The sequence below is a fragment of the Arthrobacter sp. TmtSoilC51 genome (assembly GCF_055388015.1).
On the sequence record NZ_AP035877.1, the window covers coordinates 3,560,488 to 3,578,079 of the forward strand.

General features: G+C 61.8%; 17 protein-coding genes and 2 tRNA genes. 7 read left to right on the forward strand and 12 right to left on the reverse strand.

Translation table 11 applies throughout. The annotated features are described in order from the left end of the window. Positions 1-5: 5 nt before the first annotated feature. The gene (locus ACZ5G6_RS16215; protein WP_498686557.1) at positions 6-689 is read right to left on the reverse strand and encodes a helix-turn-helix transcriptional regulator; all 684 of its coding nucleotides are present in this window, start codon (positions 687-689) and stop codon (positions 6-8) included. Positions 690-780: 91 nt separating this feature from the next. Between ACZ5G6_RS16215 and ACZ5G6_RS16220 the strand changes: the two genes are divergently transcribed. Next, a complete protein-coding gene (locus ACZ5G6_RS16220; RefSeq protein WP_498686559.1) occupies positions 781-1,200 on the forward strand; it encodes a hypothetical protein in 420 nt (139 codons plus the stop codon). Positions 1,201-1,203: 3 nt separating this feature from the next. Here ACZ5G6_RS16220 and ACZ5G6_RS16225 read toward each other — a convergent pair whose 3' ends face one another. Further along, on the reverse strand, positions 1,204-1,866 hold the full coding sequence (locus ACZ5G6_RS16225; protein ID WP_498686561.1) for a hypothetical protein: 663 nt from the start codon (positions 1,864-1,866) through the stop codon (positions 1,204-1,206). Positions 1,867-1,969: 103 nt separating this feature from the next. Continuing rightward, positions 1,970-2,896 (reverse strand): diacylglycerol/lipid kinase family protein, encoded by a 927-nt coding sequence (locus tag ACZ5G6_RS16230; protein WP_498686563.1) that lies wholly within the window; start codon positions 2,894-2,896, stop codon positions 1,970-1,972. Positions 2,897-3,018: 122 nt separating this feature from the next. Between ACZ5G6_RS16230 and ACZ5G6_RS16235 the strand changes: the two genes are divergently transcribed. The 4 genes from ACZ5G6_RS16235 (at position 3,019) to ACZ5G6_RS16250 (ending at position 6,148) form a co-directional block, all read left to right on the forward strand. Beyond that, a complete protein-coding gene (locus ACZ5G6_RS16235) occupies positions 3,019-3,963 on the forward strand; it encodes a J domain-containing protein (RefSeq protein WP_498686565.1) in 945 nt (314 codons plus the stop codon). Between the two features lie 86 nt (positions 3,964-4,049). Next, complete coding sequence (locus ACZ5G6_RS16240) at positions 4,050-4,517, forward strand: tRNA (cytidine(34)-2'-O)-methyltransferase (protein WP_223937615.1); 468 nt, start codon at positions 4,050-4,052, stop codon at positions 4,515-4,517. Between the two features lie 190 nt (positions 4,518-4,707). Beyond that, positions 4,708-5,313 (forward strand): ECF RNA polymerase sigma factor SigK, encoded by a 606-nt coding sequence (gene sigK, locus ACZ5G6_RS16245; RefSeq protein ID WP_223933653.1) that lies wholly within the window; start codon positions 4,708-4,710, stop codon positions 5,311-5,313. A 1-nt stretch (position 5,314) separates the two neighbouring features. After that, complete coding sequence (locus tag ACZ5G6_RS16250; RefSeq protein ID WP_223933655.1) at positions 5,315-6,148, forward strand: anti-sigma factor; 834 nt, start codon at positions 5,315-5,317, stop codon at positions 6,146-6,148. Between the two features lie 101 nt (positions 6,149-6,249). On the opposite strand, the gene ACZ5G6_RS16255 is transcribed toward ACZ5G6_RS16250, so the two are convergent. The 6 genes from ACZ5G6_RS16255 to ACZ5G6_RS16280 all read right to left on the reverse strand — a co-directional run bounded on the left by ACZ5G6_RS16255 (position 6,250) and on the right by ACZ5G6_RS16280 (position 12,786). Next, the gene (locus tag ACZ5G6_RS16255) at positions 6,250-7,653 is read right to left on the reverse strand and encodes a GntT/GntP/DsdX family permease (protein ID WP_498686568.1); all 1,404 of its coding nucleotides are present in this window, start codon (positions 7,651-7,653) and stop codon (positions 6,250-6,252) included. Beyond that, positions 7,650-8,195, reverse strand: a complete 546-nt coding sequence (locus ACZ5G6_RS16260) for a gluconokinase (RefSeq protein ID WP_223933659.1) — start codon at positions 8,193-8,195, stop codon at positions 7,650-7,652. The genes ACZ5G6_RS16255 and ACZ5G6_RS16260 overlap by 4 nt, the downstream gene beginning before the upstream one ends. Positions 8,196-8,269: 74 nt before the next feature. Next, complete coding sequence (locus ACZ5G6_RS16265; RefSeq protein ID WP_223933660.1) at positions 8,270-9,049, reverse strand: PIG-L deacetylase family protein; 780 nt, start codon at positions 9,047-9,049, stop codon at positions 8,270-8,272. 5 nt (positions 9,050-9,054) lie between these two features. Continuing rightward, the gene (locus ACZ5G6_RS16270) at positions 9,055-10,008 is read right to left on the reverse strand and encodes an electron transfer flavoprotein subunit alpha/FixB family protein (protein WP_498686571.1); all 954 of its coding nucleotides are present in this window, start codon (positions 10,006-10,008) and stop codon (positions 9,055-9,057) included. Between the two features lie 13 nt (positions 10,009-10,021). Next, the gene (locus tag ACZ5G6_RS16275) at positions 10,022-10,825 is read right to left on the reverse strand and encodes an electron transfer flavoprotein subunit beta/FixA family protein (RefSeq protein WP_223933663.1); all 804 of its coding nucleotides are present in this window, start codon (positions 10,823-10,825) and stop codon (positions 10,022-10,024) included. Between the two features lie 296 nt (positions 10,826-11,121). After that, positions 11,122-12,786: a S1C family serine protease gene (locus tag ACZ5G6_RS16280; protein WP_498686573.1), complete on the reverse strand. Its 1,665-nt coding sequence runs from the start codon at positions 12,784-12,786 to the stop codon at positions 11,122-11,124. 346 nt (positions 12,787-13,132) lie between these two features. Between ACZ5G6_RS16280 and ACZ5G6_RS16285 the strand changes: the two genes are divergently transcribed. Then, positions 13,133-15,181 carry a TPM domain-containing protein gene (locus ACZ5G6_RS16285; RefSeq protein ID WP_498686575.1) on the forward strand — a complete coding sequence of 683 codons (2,049 nt, stop codon included), beginning with the start codon at positions 13,133-13,135 and terminating at the stop codon, positions 15,179-15,181. Between the two features lie 99 nt (positions 15,182-15,280). Further along, on the forward strand, positions 15,281-16,072 hold the full coding sequence (locus ACZ5G6_RS16290; protein ID WP_498686577.1) for a PspA/IM30 family protein: 792 nt from the start codon (positions 15,281-15,283) through the stop codon (positions 16,070-16,072). Between the two features lie 99 nt (positions 16,073-16,171). Here the strand turns inward: ACZ5G6_RS16290 and ACZ5G6_RS16295 are convergent, their stop codons facing one another. The 3 genes from ACZ5G6_RS16295 to ACZ5G6_RS16305 all read right to left on the reverse strand — a co-directional run bounded on the left by ACZ5G6_RS16295 (position 16,172) and on the right by ACZ5G6_RS16305 (position 17,524). Next, entirely contained in the window at positions 16,172-16,969 is a 798-nt protein-coding gene (locus tag ACZ5G6_RS16295; RefSeq protein ID WP_498686580.1) for a GntR family transcriptional regulator, read from the reverse strand. A gap of 156 nt (positions 16,970-17,125) precedes the next feature. Then, positions 17,126-17,199: transfer RNA gene (locus ACZ5G6_RS16300), tRNA-Met, on the reverse strand. A gap of 251 nt (positions 17,200-17,450) precedes the next feature. After that, positions 17,451-17,524 (reverse strand) — tRNA-Met (locus ACZ5G6_RS16305). Between the last annotated feature and the right edge of the window lie 68 nt (positions 17,525-17,592).

Sequence of the window (17,592 nt, forward strand, 5' to 3'; positions counted from 1 at the left end):
CAGTGTCAGTTCTTGGGGCCCGGTTCCAGGCCGCCAATCCGGGCACAGCAATATCCGGTCCCAGGCTCCGGAAGGACGTTGTCTGCACTAAGGCCGGATGCCGTGGCCGCACCCTTGAGGAAGGCACCATTCATGGCGCAGACCACCTCCTCGTGATGCTGCGAGAGCCGGTGGAATGGACAGTTGAGCAGCCGGTATCCCCCTGCATCGTCGACCATTGGCTCATAGCCAAGTTCTGCCAATGCGCCAAGGAAGTCACCGGGCCTGCCTGCTTCCTGGCCTTTGCGGTCTGCAACGTCCATCAAAGCGTCCCTCACGGGCACGTCCCCTTTCAGGGAACGCGCGATGGCCGAAGCCATCAAGTCCCCTGCGAGATCGTACTGGCGCTCAGGGACGGAGGCAGCAACCTCATCCACGGCTGGACGGTAGAGCTTGGCGGGCCGACCGGAACCGGGCCCTGCTTTCTCGGACGATTTCCTGAATTCCACCTCCAGAACGCCGTCCTTCACCAACCGATCCAAGTGGAAGGACGCCGTGCTGCGGGGAATACCCAGGGCACGGGCAGCCTCATCGCGTCCAACGGCATCTGAGGCGCCGCGCACGTAGGCGAACAGTGCCCGGCGATTGTGGTCGTCCAAGGAGGCGATCGCCGAAATTCTTTGGAGCCATGAGCGGCGTGCATCGGTCATACAGCCAGAATATCTCTAAAAACAAGATTCGTTGCTTAATTCATGAAGGAGATCTAAAATCAAAGTATCCATTTTTAGAAAGGAATGCGCCATGGAAGCCGCAACCACCCACGTGAGCCCGAAGTCCAGCCTTGGCGACCTCCGGGATCCTTCCCGGCAGGCCTTTGTCCTCCTGCGGACGGTCTTCACGATTGCCCCGATCATTTTCGGGCTCGACAAATTCAGCAACCTCTTGGTGGACTGGACCGTGTACTTGGCACCCGCAGCCACCACAGTGGTGCCTGTTTCAGCCCAGACCTTCATGTATGGCGTGGGAGTCATCGAAATTATCGCCGGCATTGTCGTTGCGCTGCGACCACGCTGGGGATCCCTCGTGGTCGCCGCCTGGCTGCTCGGCATCATCGTCAACCTGCTGGTGCTTGGCTCGTTCTTCGACGTCGCCCTGAGGGACTTCGGCCTGCTGGTGGGAGCACTCGCGTTGAACCGATTGGCCATCGCGTTCAAGAAGTAACACTCAGGCTGGTGGGACCAAGGCCACTTGTGACTCGACGTCGGCACGGGCATTGGCCAAGGTCCCGCTATCCGGGCAAGCCAGCGATACATAAACAGAGGAAGCCGGGTTGCTGAAGAGCCTGGCAAGCACCAAGGCAGCGGTGCCGCCGGACGGCTTGGCCGATTCCAAGGCCAGCACTTCCACTCTGTGCGCTGGCTTGGCGGAGTCCTGACCCCAGCGCAATGAGGTTGGCTTGAGCTTGTCCACCGCGATGCCCGGATCCAAGTAGCGAAACAGTTCCCTGGTGGAGCCGGCGTCATCGCCCGGTACCACCAACGGTCCCTGGTTGACGCTGACCCGGACAACCACCGCGCAACCATCAGTCTTCAAGTAGCGGGTTTCACCCTGCATGCCTGAGTGCACGACAGACCATCCAGGCACCTCCTCCAAGCGGCTGGACACCGTCACTGGATCCCCGGGGGCCAACGTTCCGCCGGCGCCCAACGGCAGATCCTTGGCCGCGACAGCCTCCGCATCGTGTCCGGGGGTGATGGTTGGGGTGGACAGCGTCGACTCGGAAGGCGAGGGCTTCGGTGCCGCTGGATCGGGCACGTTCACGCTGCATGCGGCAAGGACCACACTCAAAGCAGCAGCGGCAGACACAGCACCTACCGTCCCAACCATGGCCGGGGCCGCCTTAAATGGTCCAACACTCCGTGCCATCGGCGATCCTCTCTTTTGCTGGCGAGCCGGCGTCTGCCGCCATCGAGTCTAACCGGCAGGGCCGCTACGCAAGGACGCGGAGGCAACCAGGGATGACCTCGACCTCCAGAGGCAAGCTGCCCACGCGCTCGCCGTCGGCGTAGGCCACTACACCTTCAGCCGCCAACCGCACTCTCCGTACCCTGCGGATCTCCACGGCCGGATGGCCAATGTGTTTGCCGGCGAAGACCTTGGGAAACACTGCAAGGAAACGCAGGCGCGACAATGGCTTGACAACAAATAGATCCAGCCACCCATCATCGGGCAAGGCGTCGGGCGTGATCCTCATGCCGCCTCCGATCGATTGGCCGTTTGCCACAGAAATCAGCAGTGCCGGCTGGCGCCACTGCTCGCCATCGGCGGTCACCGTGTATTCGATGCGTCGGAAGGATCCGAGCTCACGGAGCATCGCCAGGTTGTAGCGGCTCCTTCCCCGCGGCCAACGCCACGAGTTGGCCCGTTCGTTGACGGCAGCATCAAATCCAGCAGACAGCGCCCCTGCGAAGTAGGTGCTTCGCCCGCCAATGGTGACGCGTCCGGCGTCGATCCTGCGCCCGCCGGACTCCATCGCGGCAAGCAAGTGATCACAGGCCGCCTGCGTGTCCATGAGCGGCAGGCCAAGGAGCCTGGCCACATCGTTGCCCGTGCCGGCCGGAACGATTCCCAAAGGAACGTCCGAACCGGCGAGCGCATTGACCCCCAAATGGACCATGCCGTCGCCGCCCACCACAACCAGCGCCCCGATGCCGGAAGCTATGGCCTCATCCACCAAGGTGCGGAGGTCGTCGTAGCTGCCCGCTTCCAGTACGACGACGTCGCGACCCGCGGCGCGAAGGCATGCTGCGGCGTCGTTCCCGGCGTTGCCGTGACGGCCGAACGATGCTGTTGGATTAATGGCAAGGGCGATCCTCCCCGACGAGTGGGCCGGATTCTTGGGCGAGGGAGGATTCACCAGTCGAATTATTCCAGCCGGGAACCACCGCACGCGCTGCCGACGTTCACATAGTGGCTGGATAAACTGACCAGACCGCCCCGCCAAAGGAGCGGACCAACATCCTAGAGAAGGGCCTGTGCTTGGCCGAGGGCAGCAGTTCGCACTATCAGGTCCTTCGCGTGTCCGTCACTGCGACGGACAAAGAGATCAAGGTGGCATATCGCAAGGCAGCCCGGAAGGCCCACCCCGATCACGGCGGCGAGGCTGAAATGTTCCGCCGGGTAACGCTCGCATATGAGACCTTGATCGATCCGCAGCGTCGGGCCGAGTATGACCGAAGGTATGCCAGCGGCGTCGCCGGGCGCACCCAACCGCGTCCGGGCGACTACACCGGTGCGCCCGCACCCGGCCCGGCGACCACTGCCGGGGTCAGGCGTCCACAGCCCCAGCGCAACACGGCCGGCGATCCGCCCATTTACGTTCCAGCCTTTGATGACCCCCTTGAGGTTCCGCTCATTTCGAAGGCAGAAGCTGCCCAACAGGTCCACGGGTTGCCGAGAAAGCGCGGGATTTTCGGTGCCGAAGCGCGCATCCAACGCGAGATGCGGACAGTTCAGCTCATCAGCAGGCAGGTCCTCCCGGCCATCCCCGCGGCACGGCTCATCAACGGGCTCCGCTCACCCTCTGACAACAACCACATAGACCATGCGGTCCTCTCCGGTTACCGTCTGGCTTTGGTCGGTTCCATGCTGTTGCCCAAGGGCGCCTACGCCTGGGATGGGAGTTCGTTGCGCCACGGTGGGCGGTCGGTGGCGCCTCCGCAGCTGGCCCACATTGTCCGCCATATGCAGGACATCTTCCCTGAGTTGAACGTCACCGGATGGGTTGTACTGCACAGCCCTGACGGCAACCTGCACGAACCAGTCATCGACCAGTACGGCAAAGGGCAGTCCGGCCATAATGCGGTGGAAGTGGTCAACGGCGCCGGGTTGGCCCGCGGTTTGAAGCACTTCCTCAGTTCAGGACCAGCGCCCAACACCGTGGTGGTTCCAGTCCTCGCCCGCCTGCTCCGCGGCATGCACTGACCTCATGCGTTCGCAGGCCGCATGAAACTGCCCGCATGCCCCCCCGGGATGGAACTGGCTAGCATGGGAATGGCTAGGATGGGATGGTGTTCCGCATCCTCTTCCACACTCCAGAAATCCCGGGCAATACGGGCAACGCCATTCGTTTGGCCGCCATCACCGGCGCCGAACTCCATCTGGTGGAGCCACTTGGTTTTGACTTCTCCGATGCCAAGCTGCGCCGGGCGGGCCTGGACTACCACGACCTCGCCGTGGTCACGGTCCACAAGGACATCAACGCCGCTTGGGACGTGCTGCAACCTGAGCGCGTTTTTGCGTTCACATCCGACGGCGAAACCTCCTATACAGACGTCAGTTACCGTGAAGGTGACGTGCTGATGTTCGGCCCTGAATCCGTGGGCCTCCCGGAATGGCTTAAGAAGGATCCACACGTCACTGCGCGGGTGCGGCTCCCCATGCGGCCCTCCCTGCGTTCACTGAACCTGGCCAACGCAGCGTCGATCGCCGTTTTTGAGGCCTGGCGGCAGAACGGATTTGCCGGCGCAAAGGTGTAGCCCATCCACGGAGCCTCCGGCCCCGAATAACCTTTGCAGGATCGATTCCCTGCCACGGACATTCGATGAGGGAGCCTGCATGAGTGCGGTGGAGACCAGAGCGGCGGCGGCAGTCTGCCGGTCCGCTGCATCCACAACGCCTTCCCCTCGTGCTGCCGGTTTCAAACCGCACGACTTATGCTGGACAGTGATGGACATCCCCAACAATCCCGCTCCCCCGGTCGTCGAGACTTCGGGCACGGCGACAGACCTGAACTCGCAGCTTACGGGCCTGCTTGAAATGATTGCTGCAGGCGACCAGGAGGCCTTCGCCGAGTTCTATCGGCTGACCTCAAGGCGCGTCTTTGGCATGGCCAGGCGAGTCCTGATCGACTCTGAGCTGAGCGAAGACGCCACCCAGGAAGTCTTTATCCAGGTCTGGCAAGGTGCCGCCAAGTTCGATCGCGCGGCGGGAAGCCCCCTGGCCTGGTTGATGACCATCGCCCATCGCCGTGCCATAGACCGCGTTCGCGCCGTCCAGGCAGCCACGGACCGCGAAGCGCGGTATGGTGCTGCGAGCCAGGACCTCGATCGCGACGTCGTGTCCGAAGAAGCCGACACAAACTTTGAGGCCGAGGCCGTCAGCCGGTGCCTCGGCACCCTGACGGAAACCCAGCGCGAATCTGTTCGCCTCGCCTATTACGGCGGACTCACCTACAGGGAGGTCGCGGAACACCTGGGCGCCGCCGTCCCAACCATTAAGTCCCGCATCCGCGACGGACTCCTGCGCTTGAAAACCTGCTTGGGGGTGGGCTGATATGAGCGAAAACAACGGTGGAGGATTTGTCCGCAGAATGTTCGCCAATGACATCGCAACCGACTTGGCCGAGGGCCGTGTCCTCGAGCTGGCAGAGATCTATGCCTTGGATGCGGTGACTGAATCCGAGCGGGCCATGATTGAGGACTACATCAAGGATGCACCGGAAGGTCCGGCTTTCAAGGAGCGGGTCCGGCAGGCCCGTGAGACTCTGACCCTTGGTTTCGCTCATGAGGAAGAGCCTCCCGCGGCCCTCTTCGGCAACATCATGGACCGGATCACCAAAGACGCTGCTACACGGCCGCCTGCTGAAGGAGCCCTTCCCGCCACATCCGGGACCGTCGTCGATGAACTCTCCGCCGCCCGGACCAAGCGCGCAGAGCGCCGGGGCTTGAGTGGTGGGCGCGCATGGCTGGTGGGTGTGGCGGCTGCTGCTGTCATAGCCTTGGGAGGCGTGGGTGTGGGGGCATACGTTGCCGCCCAGAACGACCCCGTGAACCAGGTCCTCCAGGCCCAGGATGTCCGGAAGAAGACTGCAGAGGTTCCTGGAGGTGGCACGGCAACGATTTCCGCTTCCTCCGCCAAGGACTCCTTTGTGGTGCTGATGGACGGCGTTGCCCCTGCCCCCAACGGCAAGGTCTACCAGCTGTGGACACTGCCAAAGGACGGATCGGCCCCGGTTCCACAGGGCACAATGGATGCCGAGACATTGTCCAAGCCGGCAGTCGTGAAGGGCTTGTCCTCAGCCTCCTCGGTCGCCATCACGGTGGAGCCCGTGGGAGGGTCAAGCTCGCCCACCCAGCCACCTGTGCTGGTTGTCCCGCTGAGCGCCTGACGACACCGGAGATTAACGCCCGACGGCGGCCAACCCACCTCGGTGGGGCGGCCGCCGTCGTACTGTTCCTGCAGCCAATAGACGGCTACAAAACAGTCCAGCTACAAAACCAGCGACAAGAGCATCACAAAGCCGAAGCCAACCACGGAGATCAGCGTCTCCATGACGGACCACGTCTTGAACGTCTGACCGACCGTCAGCCCAAAGAGCTCCTTGACCAGCCAGAATCCGGCGTCATTCACGTGTGAGAGGAACAATGAGCCTGCACCGATGGCCAAGGCGAGCAGCGCCGCATGGCTCGGGGTCAAGCTGCTGGCCAGGGGCGCGACAATGCCCGCAGCAGTCACGGTTGCAACGGTCGCCGAGCCCGTGGCGAGGCGGAGTGCTACCGCCACGATGAAGCCCAGCACGAGGACGGACATGTTGGCACCTTCCGCCCACTTCTTGACTGCGTCGCCCACGCCGGCACCAATCAGTGTCTGCTTGAAGCCACCGCCGGCTCCGACGATCAAAAGGATTGCGGCGATGGGGCCCAAGCTGTCGCCCAGCTTGGCGGTGATCTTGCCGCCCGTGAATCCCACCGCGTATCCGAACGTCACGATGGCGGCCAGTACGGCCAATGTCATGGCAACCAAGGGCTGGCCCACGAAATCGAAGAAGATCCGGATCATCGGAGCGGTTGCTGCATCCGGCCAGATGATGTCGCCCAACGCCTTTAGCAGCATGAGGACCACCGGGAAGATGATGGTCAGTAGCGTCACCAGGAACGAGGGCTGACGCTTGACATCACTAAGGTCTGCGCGGTGCTTGGTGTCGATCCCGCCCGCCACGGCGGGAGCCTCTACCGGAACCCAACGCGCGGCCAGCCGCGAGAAGAGCGGCCCGCAAATGATGACCGTGGGAATGGCCACGAGGATACCCAGGCCCAGTGTTGTCCCCAATTCAGCCTTCACCGCGCTGATGGCGATCAGGGGCCCGGGGTGCGGGGGCACCAGTCCGTGGAGCACGGAAAGCCCCGCCAAAGCCGGGATGGCTATCCGCATGAGCTTCATCCCGGATCTCTGCGTCACAAGGACAATCACGGGCAGCAGGAGAACCAACCCGATTTCGAAGAACATCGGCAGCCCAATGATCACGGCCACAAGCGTGATCATCCACACGATCTTGTTTCCGGTGGCCTTCGCCAACAAGGTGTCCACTACCCGGTTGGCCCCGCCCGAGTCGGCAAGCAGTTTGCCAAGCATTGCGCCCAACGCAATGAGGAGGCCGACTTCCTTGAGGACTCCCCCAACCCCGTCTTCGAAGTTGGTAATGACTTTGCCCAGCTCCACGCCGGAAGCAAGCCCAACGAATGCCGAGCCCAGCACCAGGGCCAGGAATGGGTGGAGTTTCAGCTTCGCGATGAGGACCACGATCAAGGCAATACCCAACGCTGCCACCACAAGAAGCTGGGTGTCGTGCGCTGTCCATTCCTGTACCTGCGTGGCAGTTTCCAGGGCGATCACGAGGCTGTCGCTTCGGAACCGTCACCGACGGGGCGCAAGCCAAGCCGTTCGATGACTTCGTCCGCTTCCTCGGCAGGTGACGCCGAAACACACAACGAGACGTAGTTCTCGTCTTCCGTGGGTTCCTCAAGTGCTTCAAACTGGGACTCCAGGAGCGACGGCGGCATGAAGTGCCCGTGCCGTGACGCAAGGCGGTCGGAGATCTTGTCTTTGCTCCCTTGAAGGAAAACAAAGACAACGCCTTCGCCGCGGAGCACGTCGCGGTACTTCTTCTTCAGCGCCGAGCACGTAATGATGGCCGGCGTACCGGCATCTGTGTGTTCCCGGATCCAGGCAGCAATAATGCCAAGCCAAGGCCAGCGGTCCTCATCGCTGAGGGCCTGACCTGAGTGCATCTTGGCCACATTCGCTTCAGGATGCAGATCGTCGCCTTCGGCGAGATCCCATCCAAGCTTTCCGGCAAGAACGCCGGCTACAGTCGATTTGCCCGAGCCGGAGACTCCCATAATCACCAGCACGGGTTGCTGTGCAGTCTTCGCCATCAAAGTCTGCCTTCCTCGAATAAATATGATTTAACCGAGGTCCAGCATATGACACGGGTTACATAACGGCAATATCAGAAGCCGGCGATAGTGCTGGATCCGTTGACCGACACCACGTGGAAACTCTCAGCGCTTGCCCCCGTCGGAAGCCCTGCACGGGCACCATTGGCCAGCAACATGCCGCGGACCACGCGCTCCATCCCCTCGACATCGGGGTGCTGGCTAGCGTGGATGCGGATGGCATCGATCTTCGCATCAACATGCTTGGTGACGTCCACGAAATGGTTCTCACGGTCCTCCGGACTGGAGATAAACCACAGCCATGGCAGCTTGTAGGCTGTCAATCCCGCCTCGGCCAGCTCAGGGTAGGCAAAGGGATTCTCCACGGCAGGATAAACCGCCCGGGTCACGGCTTCCCCTGCTGCGAGGTGATCGGGGTGGCTCTTCTGAAGGCGGTCCCAATTCCTCTCGGGATGCATGGTCAGCACGATGTCCGGCCGGATTTCCCGAATGAGCTTTACAACCTGCTTGATGACGTTGTGTGTCGGCTCAAGGTAGCCGTCATGCTCGTGTAAGTAGTGGATATCGTGAACTCCCACCAACGCCGCCGCGCGTTGCTGTTCCGTGGCACGGAGTTCAATGATGCGTTCCCGGTCCACGGGATCGAACCCACCGGCGTCGCCGTCGGTCATGATGCAGTAGCTGACCTGGACTCCAGCAGCAGTCCAGGCAGCTATGGTGCCTGCCGCCCCGAAGTCGATGTCGTCAGGATGGGCAGTAAAACAAAGCACCCGCTCAACACGCTCCGTGGAGGCGTTGAACGGGCTCTTTGCTGACGAAACGCCAGAAGTCAAAGGGATCAGCCTTTCCGCTTCTTGATCTCAGCAGTTGCCTGCGGCAGAACCTTGAAAAGATCGCCGATGATGCCGAAGTCCGCGATCTCAAAAACAGGAGACTCCGCGTCCTTGTTAATGGCCACAATAACCTTGGACGTCTGCATTCCAGCCTTTTGCTGGATTGCCCCTGAGATACCTGCCGAAATGTACAGCTGCGGAGAGACGGTCACGCCCGTTTGGCCCACCTGGGCGTCGTGGCCGATCCAGCCCGCATCAGTTGCCGCACGGGAAGCGCCGACGGCGGCACCAAGGGCATCGGCGAGTTCTTCCACCGGGGCAAAGTCGCCATCAACGCCGCGGCCGCCTGCCACGACAATCCGTGCCTCGCTGAGGTCGGGACGGCCACTGGCGGGTTTCTCCGTACGGGAGGAGATCCGGGCTGCATTAGCGACAGCATCCGCCGGAACCTCTACCTTTGCAGTGGCGGGTTCGGCAACCGTACCTGCCGGCTCCGGTTCGACGATGTTGGCCTTGACCGAAAGGACTGCCACCGGAGTGGTCGCCTTGGCGGTGGTGTTGTAGGAACCGGCCAGGACCGACTTGTGTGCCGTGCGGTCCGCGTCCAAGCCAACAACATCGGTGATGACTCCCGCGTTTAGCTTGATGCCTAGCCGTCCGGCAATTTCTTTGCCTTCAGGCGAGTTTTCCAGCAGGACAGCCGTCGCACCGGAAGTCGCCACCGCGGCCGCCAGGTAGGCGGCCTTCGGTGCAACCAGGTAGTCAGCCAGGTCATCCACCGAGGGCTGGTAGATCGTCGTTGCGCCGTAGGCACCCAAGGTGGCGGCGACGTCGTCGGTCAATTCACCAGTGAACGCGACGGCGGTCTCCCCCAGCTTTCGCGCCAGGGTCAGGAGCTCCAAGTTGCTCTTCTTGAGCGCGGCCCCGGGGTTGTCAATGAAAACAAGTGCATTTGCCATGGTTGGAGTCCTCTTAGAGCAGCTTCTGGGCGGCCAGGAAGTCGACGAGCTTGATGCCGGCGTCGCCTTCGTCGGTGATGATCGTGCCTGCGGTCCGTGGCGGGCGGGCGGCTGCCGACTCCACAACCGTCCACGAGCCTGCCTGGCCTACCTGGGAGGGATCGACTCCAATATCGGCAAGCGACAGCGAGGCGATCTTCTTCTTCTTGGCTGCCAGGATTCCCTTGAAGTTGGGGTACCTCGGCTCGTTGATCTGATCTGTCACCGAGACGAGTGCAGGGAGCTGCGCTTCCACGGTCTCCGAGTGGGCGCCGGCATCGCGACGTGCCACCACGGTGCGTCCGTTGACCTCAAGGCTGGAGGCAAACGTCAGCTGCGGGAGCGATAGCCGCTCGGCCAGCTGGGCCGGAATCAACGACGTCTCGCCGTCCGTGGATGCCATACCGGTCAGGACCAGGTCCACCGGGCGGCCGTCCGCGGAGAGGTGTCTGATGGTGGCCGCAAGCGCCAGGGATGTAGCCGCAGCGTCCGAACCGGCCAGCGCGTCATCGCTGAGGTGGACTCCAGAGTAGGCGCCAATCTGGAGCGACTTCTTGAGGGCGTTCACCGCACCGGAGGGTCCCATGCTGAGGGCAATGACCTCGTTGCCGGCTTTGGTTCCACCACGCTCTTCAGCCAGCTGCAGTGCTGCCTCAAGGGCGTACTCGTCCAGTTCCGACAAAATGCTCTCGTCACGGTCAGTTGTGTTGCCGGGTCCGGTGATGTGCCGGTCGAACTGCGCGTCCGGGACGTGCTTGACCAGAACGACAATCTTCAATGTCTCTTCCACTGTCTTCGAAGCAGCCTTCCATGCTTGTGGACGGCCAACCGCAGCAGCGTGGCCGTGAATTGCCCAGCGCGTGGGCTCCCCCTAGCTAAGCATATTGCCCGCAGAAATCCACTGCGTGCGTTAACCCCTGTTTCATCGGCCGTGCCAACAGGAGCGGCAACAGGAGCACAGAACGACGGCGGGCCGCACCGCTGAGGTGCCGCCCGCCGTCGTTCGCTGCCAGCAGGTTCCCTATTGTTGCGCTGGTTCCCTAATGGTGCGCTGGTTCCATACCGTTGTTGTTCTTACTGTTGAGCGGCGTCCAAGGTAACTTCGACTTCCTGCGACTGCCCGTTGCGCTGGATGGTTACCTTGACCTTGGCACCGGCAGGCTGCTCGCGCACTGCCGCTGTCAACTGGTTGGGGTCAGTCACCGCGTAGTCACCGAACTTGGTAACGACGTCGCCAACCTTGATGCCGGCCTTCGCAGCGGCCGAACCCGTAGTTACCGAAGCCACTTCTGCGCCAACCGAGAATCCGGAGTCGCTACCGGTGGACGACTTCGAACGTACGGAGACACCGAACTGGCCATGGCTTGCTTTGCCGGTATCAATGATTTCCTGAGCAACGCGCTTGGCATGGTTGATCGGGACGCTGAAGCCCACGCCGATGTTGCCGGTGGAGGAATCCGATGTGCCACTACCCGCAGATGCGATGGCGACATTGACGCCGATGATCTCGCCCTTGCTGTTCACCAGCGCGCCACCGGAGTTGCCCGGGTTGATCGCGGCATCAGTCTGGATCACGTTGATCGAGATCGAGCCCTCGTTCGCGGTGGACGGGCTCTGGCCACCACCAGGAGGTGCGAACTGGAAGCCCTGGTCACCGCCCTGCGAATTGTCGGTGCCTTCCTTCGGGGCAGCTGAGGACGCGACGCTGATGGTGCGGTTGAGCGTGGAGACGATACCGTCCGTCACCGTGCCAGTCAGGCCAAGAGGCGAACCGATCGCGACGGCGGTGTCCCCCACGTTGATCTTCGAAGAGTCACCGAGCGTGGCAGGTACCAAGCCCGACGTGTCGTCGACTTTGATGACCGCGAGGTCCGATAGCGGATCGGTTCCAACCACCTTGGCTTTCAGGACCTTTCCATCACTCGTGCGGACCTCGATGGCAGCATTCGACGTTGCACCGTCCAGGGTAACGACGTGTGTATTGGTAAGGATGTGGCCCTGGTCATCGATGATGATGCCGGAGCCGGTTCCGCCTTCATTACCGGCCGTCGCTTTGATGGTGACGACGCTTGGCGACGCTTTCGCTGCCGCTGCGGTGATGACGTTGACGTCATCCTTGTTGTTGACGATCACCGTGCTCGACTGTCCGCCAGTTGAAGCCGCCGGTGCCGGGTTGTCCAAAAGCATGCTGCTGCCCGCCACCACGCCGCCGCCTACCAAGCCTGCAGCGAGGATACTGGCAAGGAGCGTGCCAATACCGAACGCAGGCTTGCGCTTGGTGCTTACCGAGGACTGCTGGCCAGGTGCGCTGTGGAAGCCCTGGCCGGGAGTGGGGTTTCCGGGATTGGTCCCCCCGCCATAAAACGGCTGGTGCTGCGGGTAGTTGGGGCGGTGCCCGGGTTCGTGGGGCTGCGGGCCACCGTAGTACTGTGGCTGGCCTGTGTTTGGCTGGCCTGTGTTTCCTTCGGAGCGCGGGTTGACCTGGGGCTGGCTGTTGGCGTGTGCCCCTGGGTTGGCATTGACTGGATTGGCATTGGCGTGCGGCGCCGGTTGGGCAGGCGGCTGAAAGGCCGGCAGCGGAGTTGTTGCATGCGTACCGGCGCCCTGCCCGGAGTTCCAGGCAGACTGCTGGGTCGGCTGCTGGTGGGTTTGGGCGGCGTCAGAGCTTGCAGCGGGATCCCGGGGCTCGGACGGATCACGGTTCTCTGGTGCGGTGCCCTGCGCTGGGTTCTCCGTCATGGGACTTCCTTTCATCCTTGTCTTCCATAACTATGGCCCTTTTTACTGGAACAAATTCGGACGTTCGCTGGGAGCTTCCTGAAAGCCGGTGTCGGTGCTGCAAAGGAGCCCGCACGAACGGCAGCGAGGGCTGACACACAGGGCCTCAACGTGCAGGCATTGAGCGTTTCTCCTGTGTTTCGCTGGTGGCATATTCAACGCTGTGGACGGGGTATGGGGTGCACCATAGAATCAAGTGGAATTGCCACAGCGACCTGCGGCTTTACAAACCATGCGTGGGGGCGCTGAGCATTCTGTGACGATTGGTTCGCCTTGTTCCAGTCGCAGACGTGCTGAAGGGTTGCACATGCGGTCAATAGTGAAACGTGTACTCGCCGTGATTGGCGTGGCTGGAATGTTGGCCCTCCCGGCCGGCGCCGCCTGGGCTGCAGATCCGGTGACCATACCGTCCGGCCAAAACATCGTGGATGATGCCAACGTCCTGGGCAGCCGCAAGGGCGAAGTTCAGGAAGCCATCCAGAAGACACTCAAGGACCACAAATACAACTTGTACGTGGTCACGGTGAACTCCTTTGAGAACCCTTCTTCTCCTGCGGAATGGGTTAGGGCCGTAGCCACCAAGAAGGGCATGGGCAAGGCCGACGCCATTCTGGCAATCTCTACTGCAGGCCAGTACAACTTCGCCTTGAACTCCGGAAGTTCCATTTACTCCAGGCAGTCCAACATCGCGCAGAACGCCGTTGCCGCCAACCTGGGCGGCGGCAAGAAAGACTATGCCCAGGCAGCGATTGACACAGCCGCAGCAATTGGCGACGCCGCCGGTGGCGGCAGTGGTACCGTGCCTAGCGGCAATGGCAGTGTCGGAGTCCTCGTCGGTGTGGGCGTAGTGGCAGCAGGCGGCGCAGCCACCTATCTCTACCTGCGAAATCGCCGCAAGAAGGCTGGCCAAGCATCCAGTGCCAGCTACGGCCCCCAAGGAGAAGAGCTTGACCCCCTGGCAGGCCTGAGCATTCCGGAGCTGCGCCAGAAGAGCGGCTCGTTGCTGATCGAAGCCGATGACGCCATCAAGTCCAGCGAACAGGAACTCGGATTCGCCCAGGCCCAGTACGGTGATTCGGCGATCGGCAACTTCACCAAGGCTCTTCAGGAAGCCAAAGCCCACATGACCGAATCATTCAAGCTGCAGCAACAGCTGGACGACCATATCCCGGACACCGAGGAACAACAGCGGACGTGGCTCGGAGAGATTATTCGCCGTTCCGAGGCGGCCCTCGCATCACTGCGTGACCAGAAGGCGGACTTCGACTCCCTCCGCGAGCTTGAGAAGAAGGCCCCACAGGCCCTGGCAACAGTCACGGCAGGTGCCCGGGAGGCCGATTCCAGGATCGCCACTGCAGAGCAGTCCCTTGAAGCCCTGCGCAGCAAGTACGCCGAGTCTGCGTTGACGCAGGTCTCCGACAATATCCTGCAGGCTAAGGAACGCCTGGCGTTCGTTCAGAATGCTGCCACTACCGCTCAGGAAAAGCTGGCTGCGGGAGAAAACAGCCTGGCTGCCGTAGCGGTTCGCGCTGCCGAAGAGAGCCTGCACCAGACGAACGTCCTGATCGACGCGATATCCAAGACGGCGGGCAACCTTGACGAGGCCCGCGCCTCCCTGGAAAGCGCTGTCGCCGAGACCAGCCAGGACCTCGCGCAGGCCAGGGCCATGATCCAGTCGGGTGAACATCCTGAACTCGCAGGGCCGGTAGCTGGCGTGGAAGCGGCCCTTGCCCAGGTCAAGACTGAGATCCAAGGTGGAAAGATCGACCCCATTGCTACGCTGACCCGCGTTGAAACAGCACACCAAGCGCTTGATCAGTCGCTGTCCGGCATCCGGGACCAGCAGGAGCAGGCCCGCCGCGCTCAAGCGTCCTTGCAGCAGACAATCATGGCGGCGCAGGCCCAGATCAGCGCGACCTCGGATTACATCACGGCACGTCGGGGCGGCGTTGGAACTGAGGCCCGCACCAGGCTCGCAGAGGCCCAACGCAATCTCGACTACGCTTTGTCGATCTCGCGCAATGACCCTGTAACGGCGTTGACCTACGCCCAGCAGGCCCACTCACTCGCTGCACAGGCAGCACAACTGGCGCAGGCCGACGTCGACCACTTCGGTTATGCCGATCAAGGCTACGGCCGCGGTGGAATGTTCGGGGGCGGCGGCGGAGGTGGCGGCCTTGGAGGCGCAATTCTCGGCGGCATCCTCATCAACTCCATCTTCAACAGCGGTGGTGGCGGTTGGGGCGGCGGCCACAGCGACGGCGGTGGCGGCGGATTCTTCGGTGGCGACGGCGGCGGCGGCGACTGGGGCGGCGGCGGAGGTGACTTCGGCGGCGGCGACTCCGGCAGTTTCTAGCCACACAGTTTAGCTGGGGTCCATGCCCCATCTAGGAGCGGTACAACAACTGATCACTGATTTCAGTGGGTTCCACTGAGCAGGACGAAAGGCAACACCATGGTTAAGCAGTCCATTTTCGGCCGGATCTCGCAGCTTGCCAAAGCAAACATCAACGCTTTGCTGGACCAGGCTGAAGACCCGCAGAAGATGCTGGACCAGATGGTCCGCGACTACACGAACAACATTGCTGAGGCCGAGTCTGCAGTGGCTCAGACCATCGGCAACCTCCGCATGCTGCAGGCCGACTACAACGAAGACGTCAAGAACGCACAGGACTGGGGCAGCAAAGCCCTTGCCGCGTCGCGCAAGGCGGACGAGTACCGGGCTGCCGGTGACACCGAGGATGCCACGAAGTTCGATAACCTTGCCAAGGTTGCCATCCAGCGTCAGATGACGGCAGAGTCCGAAGCCAGGGCCGCGGAGCCCAGCATTGCGTCCCAGACCGAAGTTGTGGACAAGCTCAAGAATGGGCTTGACCAGATGAAGAACAAGCTCAACCAGCTCACGGCGAAGCGCAACGAACTCGTGGCCCGTTCCAAGACCGCCGCTGCGCAGTCACAGGTGCACGATGCCTTGAAGAGCATTGACATCATGGACCCAACCAGTGAAGTTGGCCGCTTCGAAGAGAAGATTCGCCGGGAGGAAGCCAAGGTGCTGGGCCAGCAGGAACTTGCTGCATCCAGCTTGGATGCCCAGTTCAACCAGCTGGAGGACCTTGGCGAGCAGACCGAGATTGAGGCCCGCCTGGCGGCCCTGAAGGAGTCTGGCGGCAGCAAGCCTGCCATCGGGGCCGGCGCCCCCGCCTCCAGCGGTGCAAACATTGACGAAACCGACTTCGACAAACTCTAGCAACGCAGGGCCTTACTGCTCTCTGATGTGCACCTGAACCATGCAAATGGCCGGATCCCTCCCAGGGTCCGGCCATTCTGTTTGTGTCGCCAACCTTGCCTAGAGCGGAGAGGCCTCCAGAGGATCCTGGCTAGGACCAACGTCTGTGGCCACTTCAGCACGGATTTCGAAACCTTTGGGGTGGAAATAAGTCACGGTGCATTCGAGGACTTCACCGTGCGGCCCCAAAGTGGTCCGCTCCAAGCGCGGGACCATGGGAAATTCACGGACATTCAGGGCATCGGCAAGGTGCTCCGGTGGGGCGTGCATCGTAACCGTGATCTCGGCCCGCTGGAGTGGCTTGGACGTCCTGTCCTGGATCACCTGGTAGATGGAATTGCGCTCAGCATCCGCGAGGCTGATGTGACGGCCAATGTGGGAAGGGATGAAGATTTCCGCAATGGCATAAGGCCACCCGCCACTTGAATAGGAGCGACGGATCACCAGGACGAGATTGTCATCGGATACCAGCTTGGCTGGCACGGACCTGTCCTTCTCCATCCACTTGTATTCGATCAGGCCTTTGACAGTCTTCATCCCAGCCGCTGTAAACGTCTCCATGAAGGGCGCCAAGCGGTTCAGCATCCGGACCGGACGCTGGGCCATGACGAACGTTCCCTTACCCTGCCGGCGAACAAGCAGTCCCTTCACAACGAGGGTTTCGATTGCCTTGCGGACCGTAGTGCGACTGATCCCGTACTCGTCCATCAGCGACTCTTCGGTCGGGATCCGTGAGCCCGGTTCCAACCGGCTGACCTGATCCGTCAGGACGTCTGCAACCTGCTGGTACACGGCTACTGGGCTGTCCCTTTGAAGGGCCTGCCGATCCAGGCCCTGGCTAAAGTCTTCCTTGACCATCCGGCCTTCCCATCCGTTCCCGGCATGCCGCCATTCCGGATTCGATGCTAACACCGGCGCTGCAAGGGCGGCCCCTACTGCAGGAAGAGCAAAAGCTAGTGAAGAACAAAACAAAAGGTCCGGATCAGTGAATACTGATCCGGACCTTTTCTCCAGTTGCGGGGACAGGATTTGAACCTGTGACCTCTGGGTTATGAGCCCAGCGAGCTACCGAACTGCTCCACCCCGCGTCGCAAGAACAACTCTACCGCACCCACAGAGTGCTTCTGACCATGCGCACCCGAAGGTGCCGTAGATCACTCTCTTGAGGGCTGGACCGCAGACCACATCCGGTGCCCTGCACTTGTCAGCTCCGACTCGAGACACGTTGCTTCGTTGGGGACGCGGAACCGGATCATCGACAAGGTACGGGCTAAACAAAAACGTTCGAGCAAAACAAAAGGTCCGGATCAGTAATAACTGATCCGGACCTTTTCTCCAGTTGCGGGGACAGGATTTGAACCTGTGACCTCTGGGTTATGAGCCCAGCGAGCTACCGAACTGCTCCACCCCGCGTCGCAAGAACAACATTACCGTCCGGTGAATGGCAGACCAAATCCTGGCACCGTGATGTGCATCTCCCC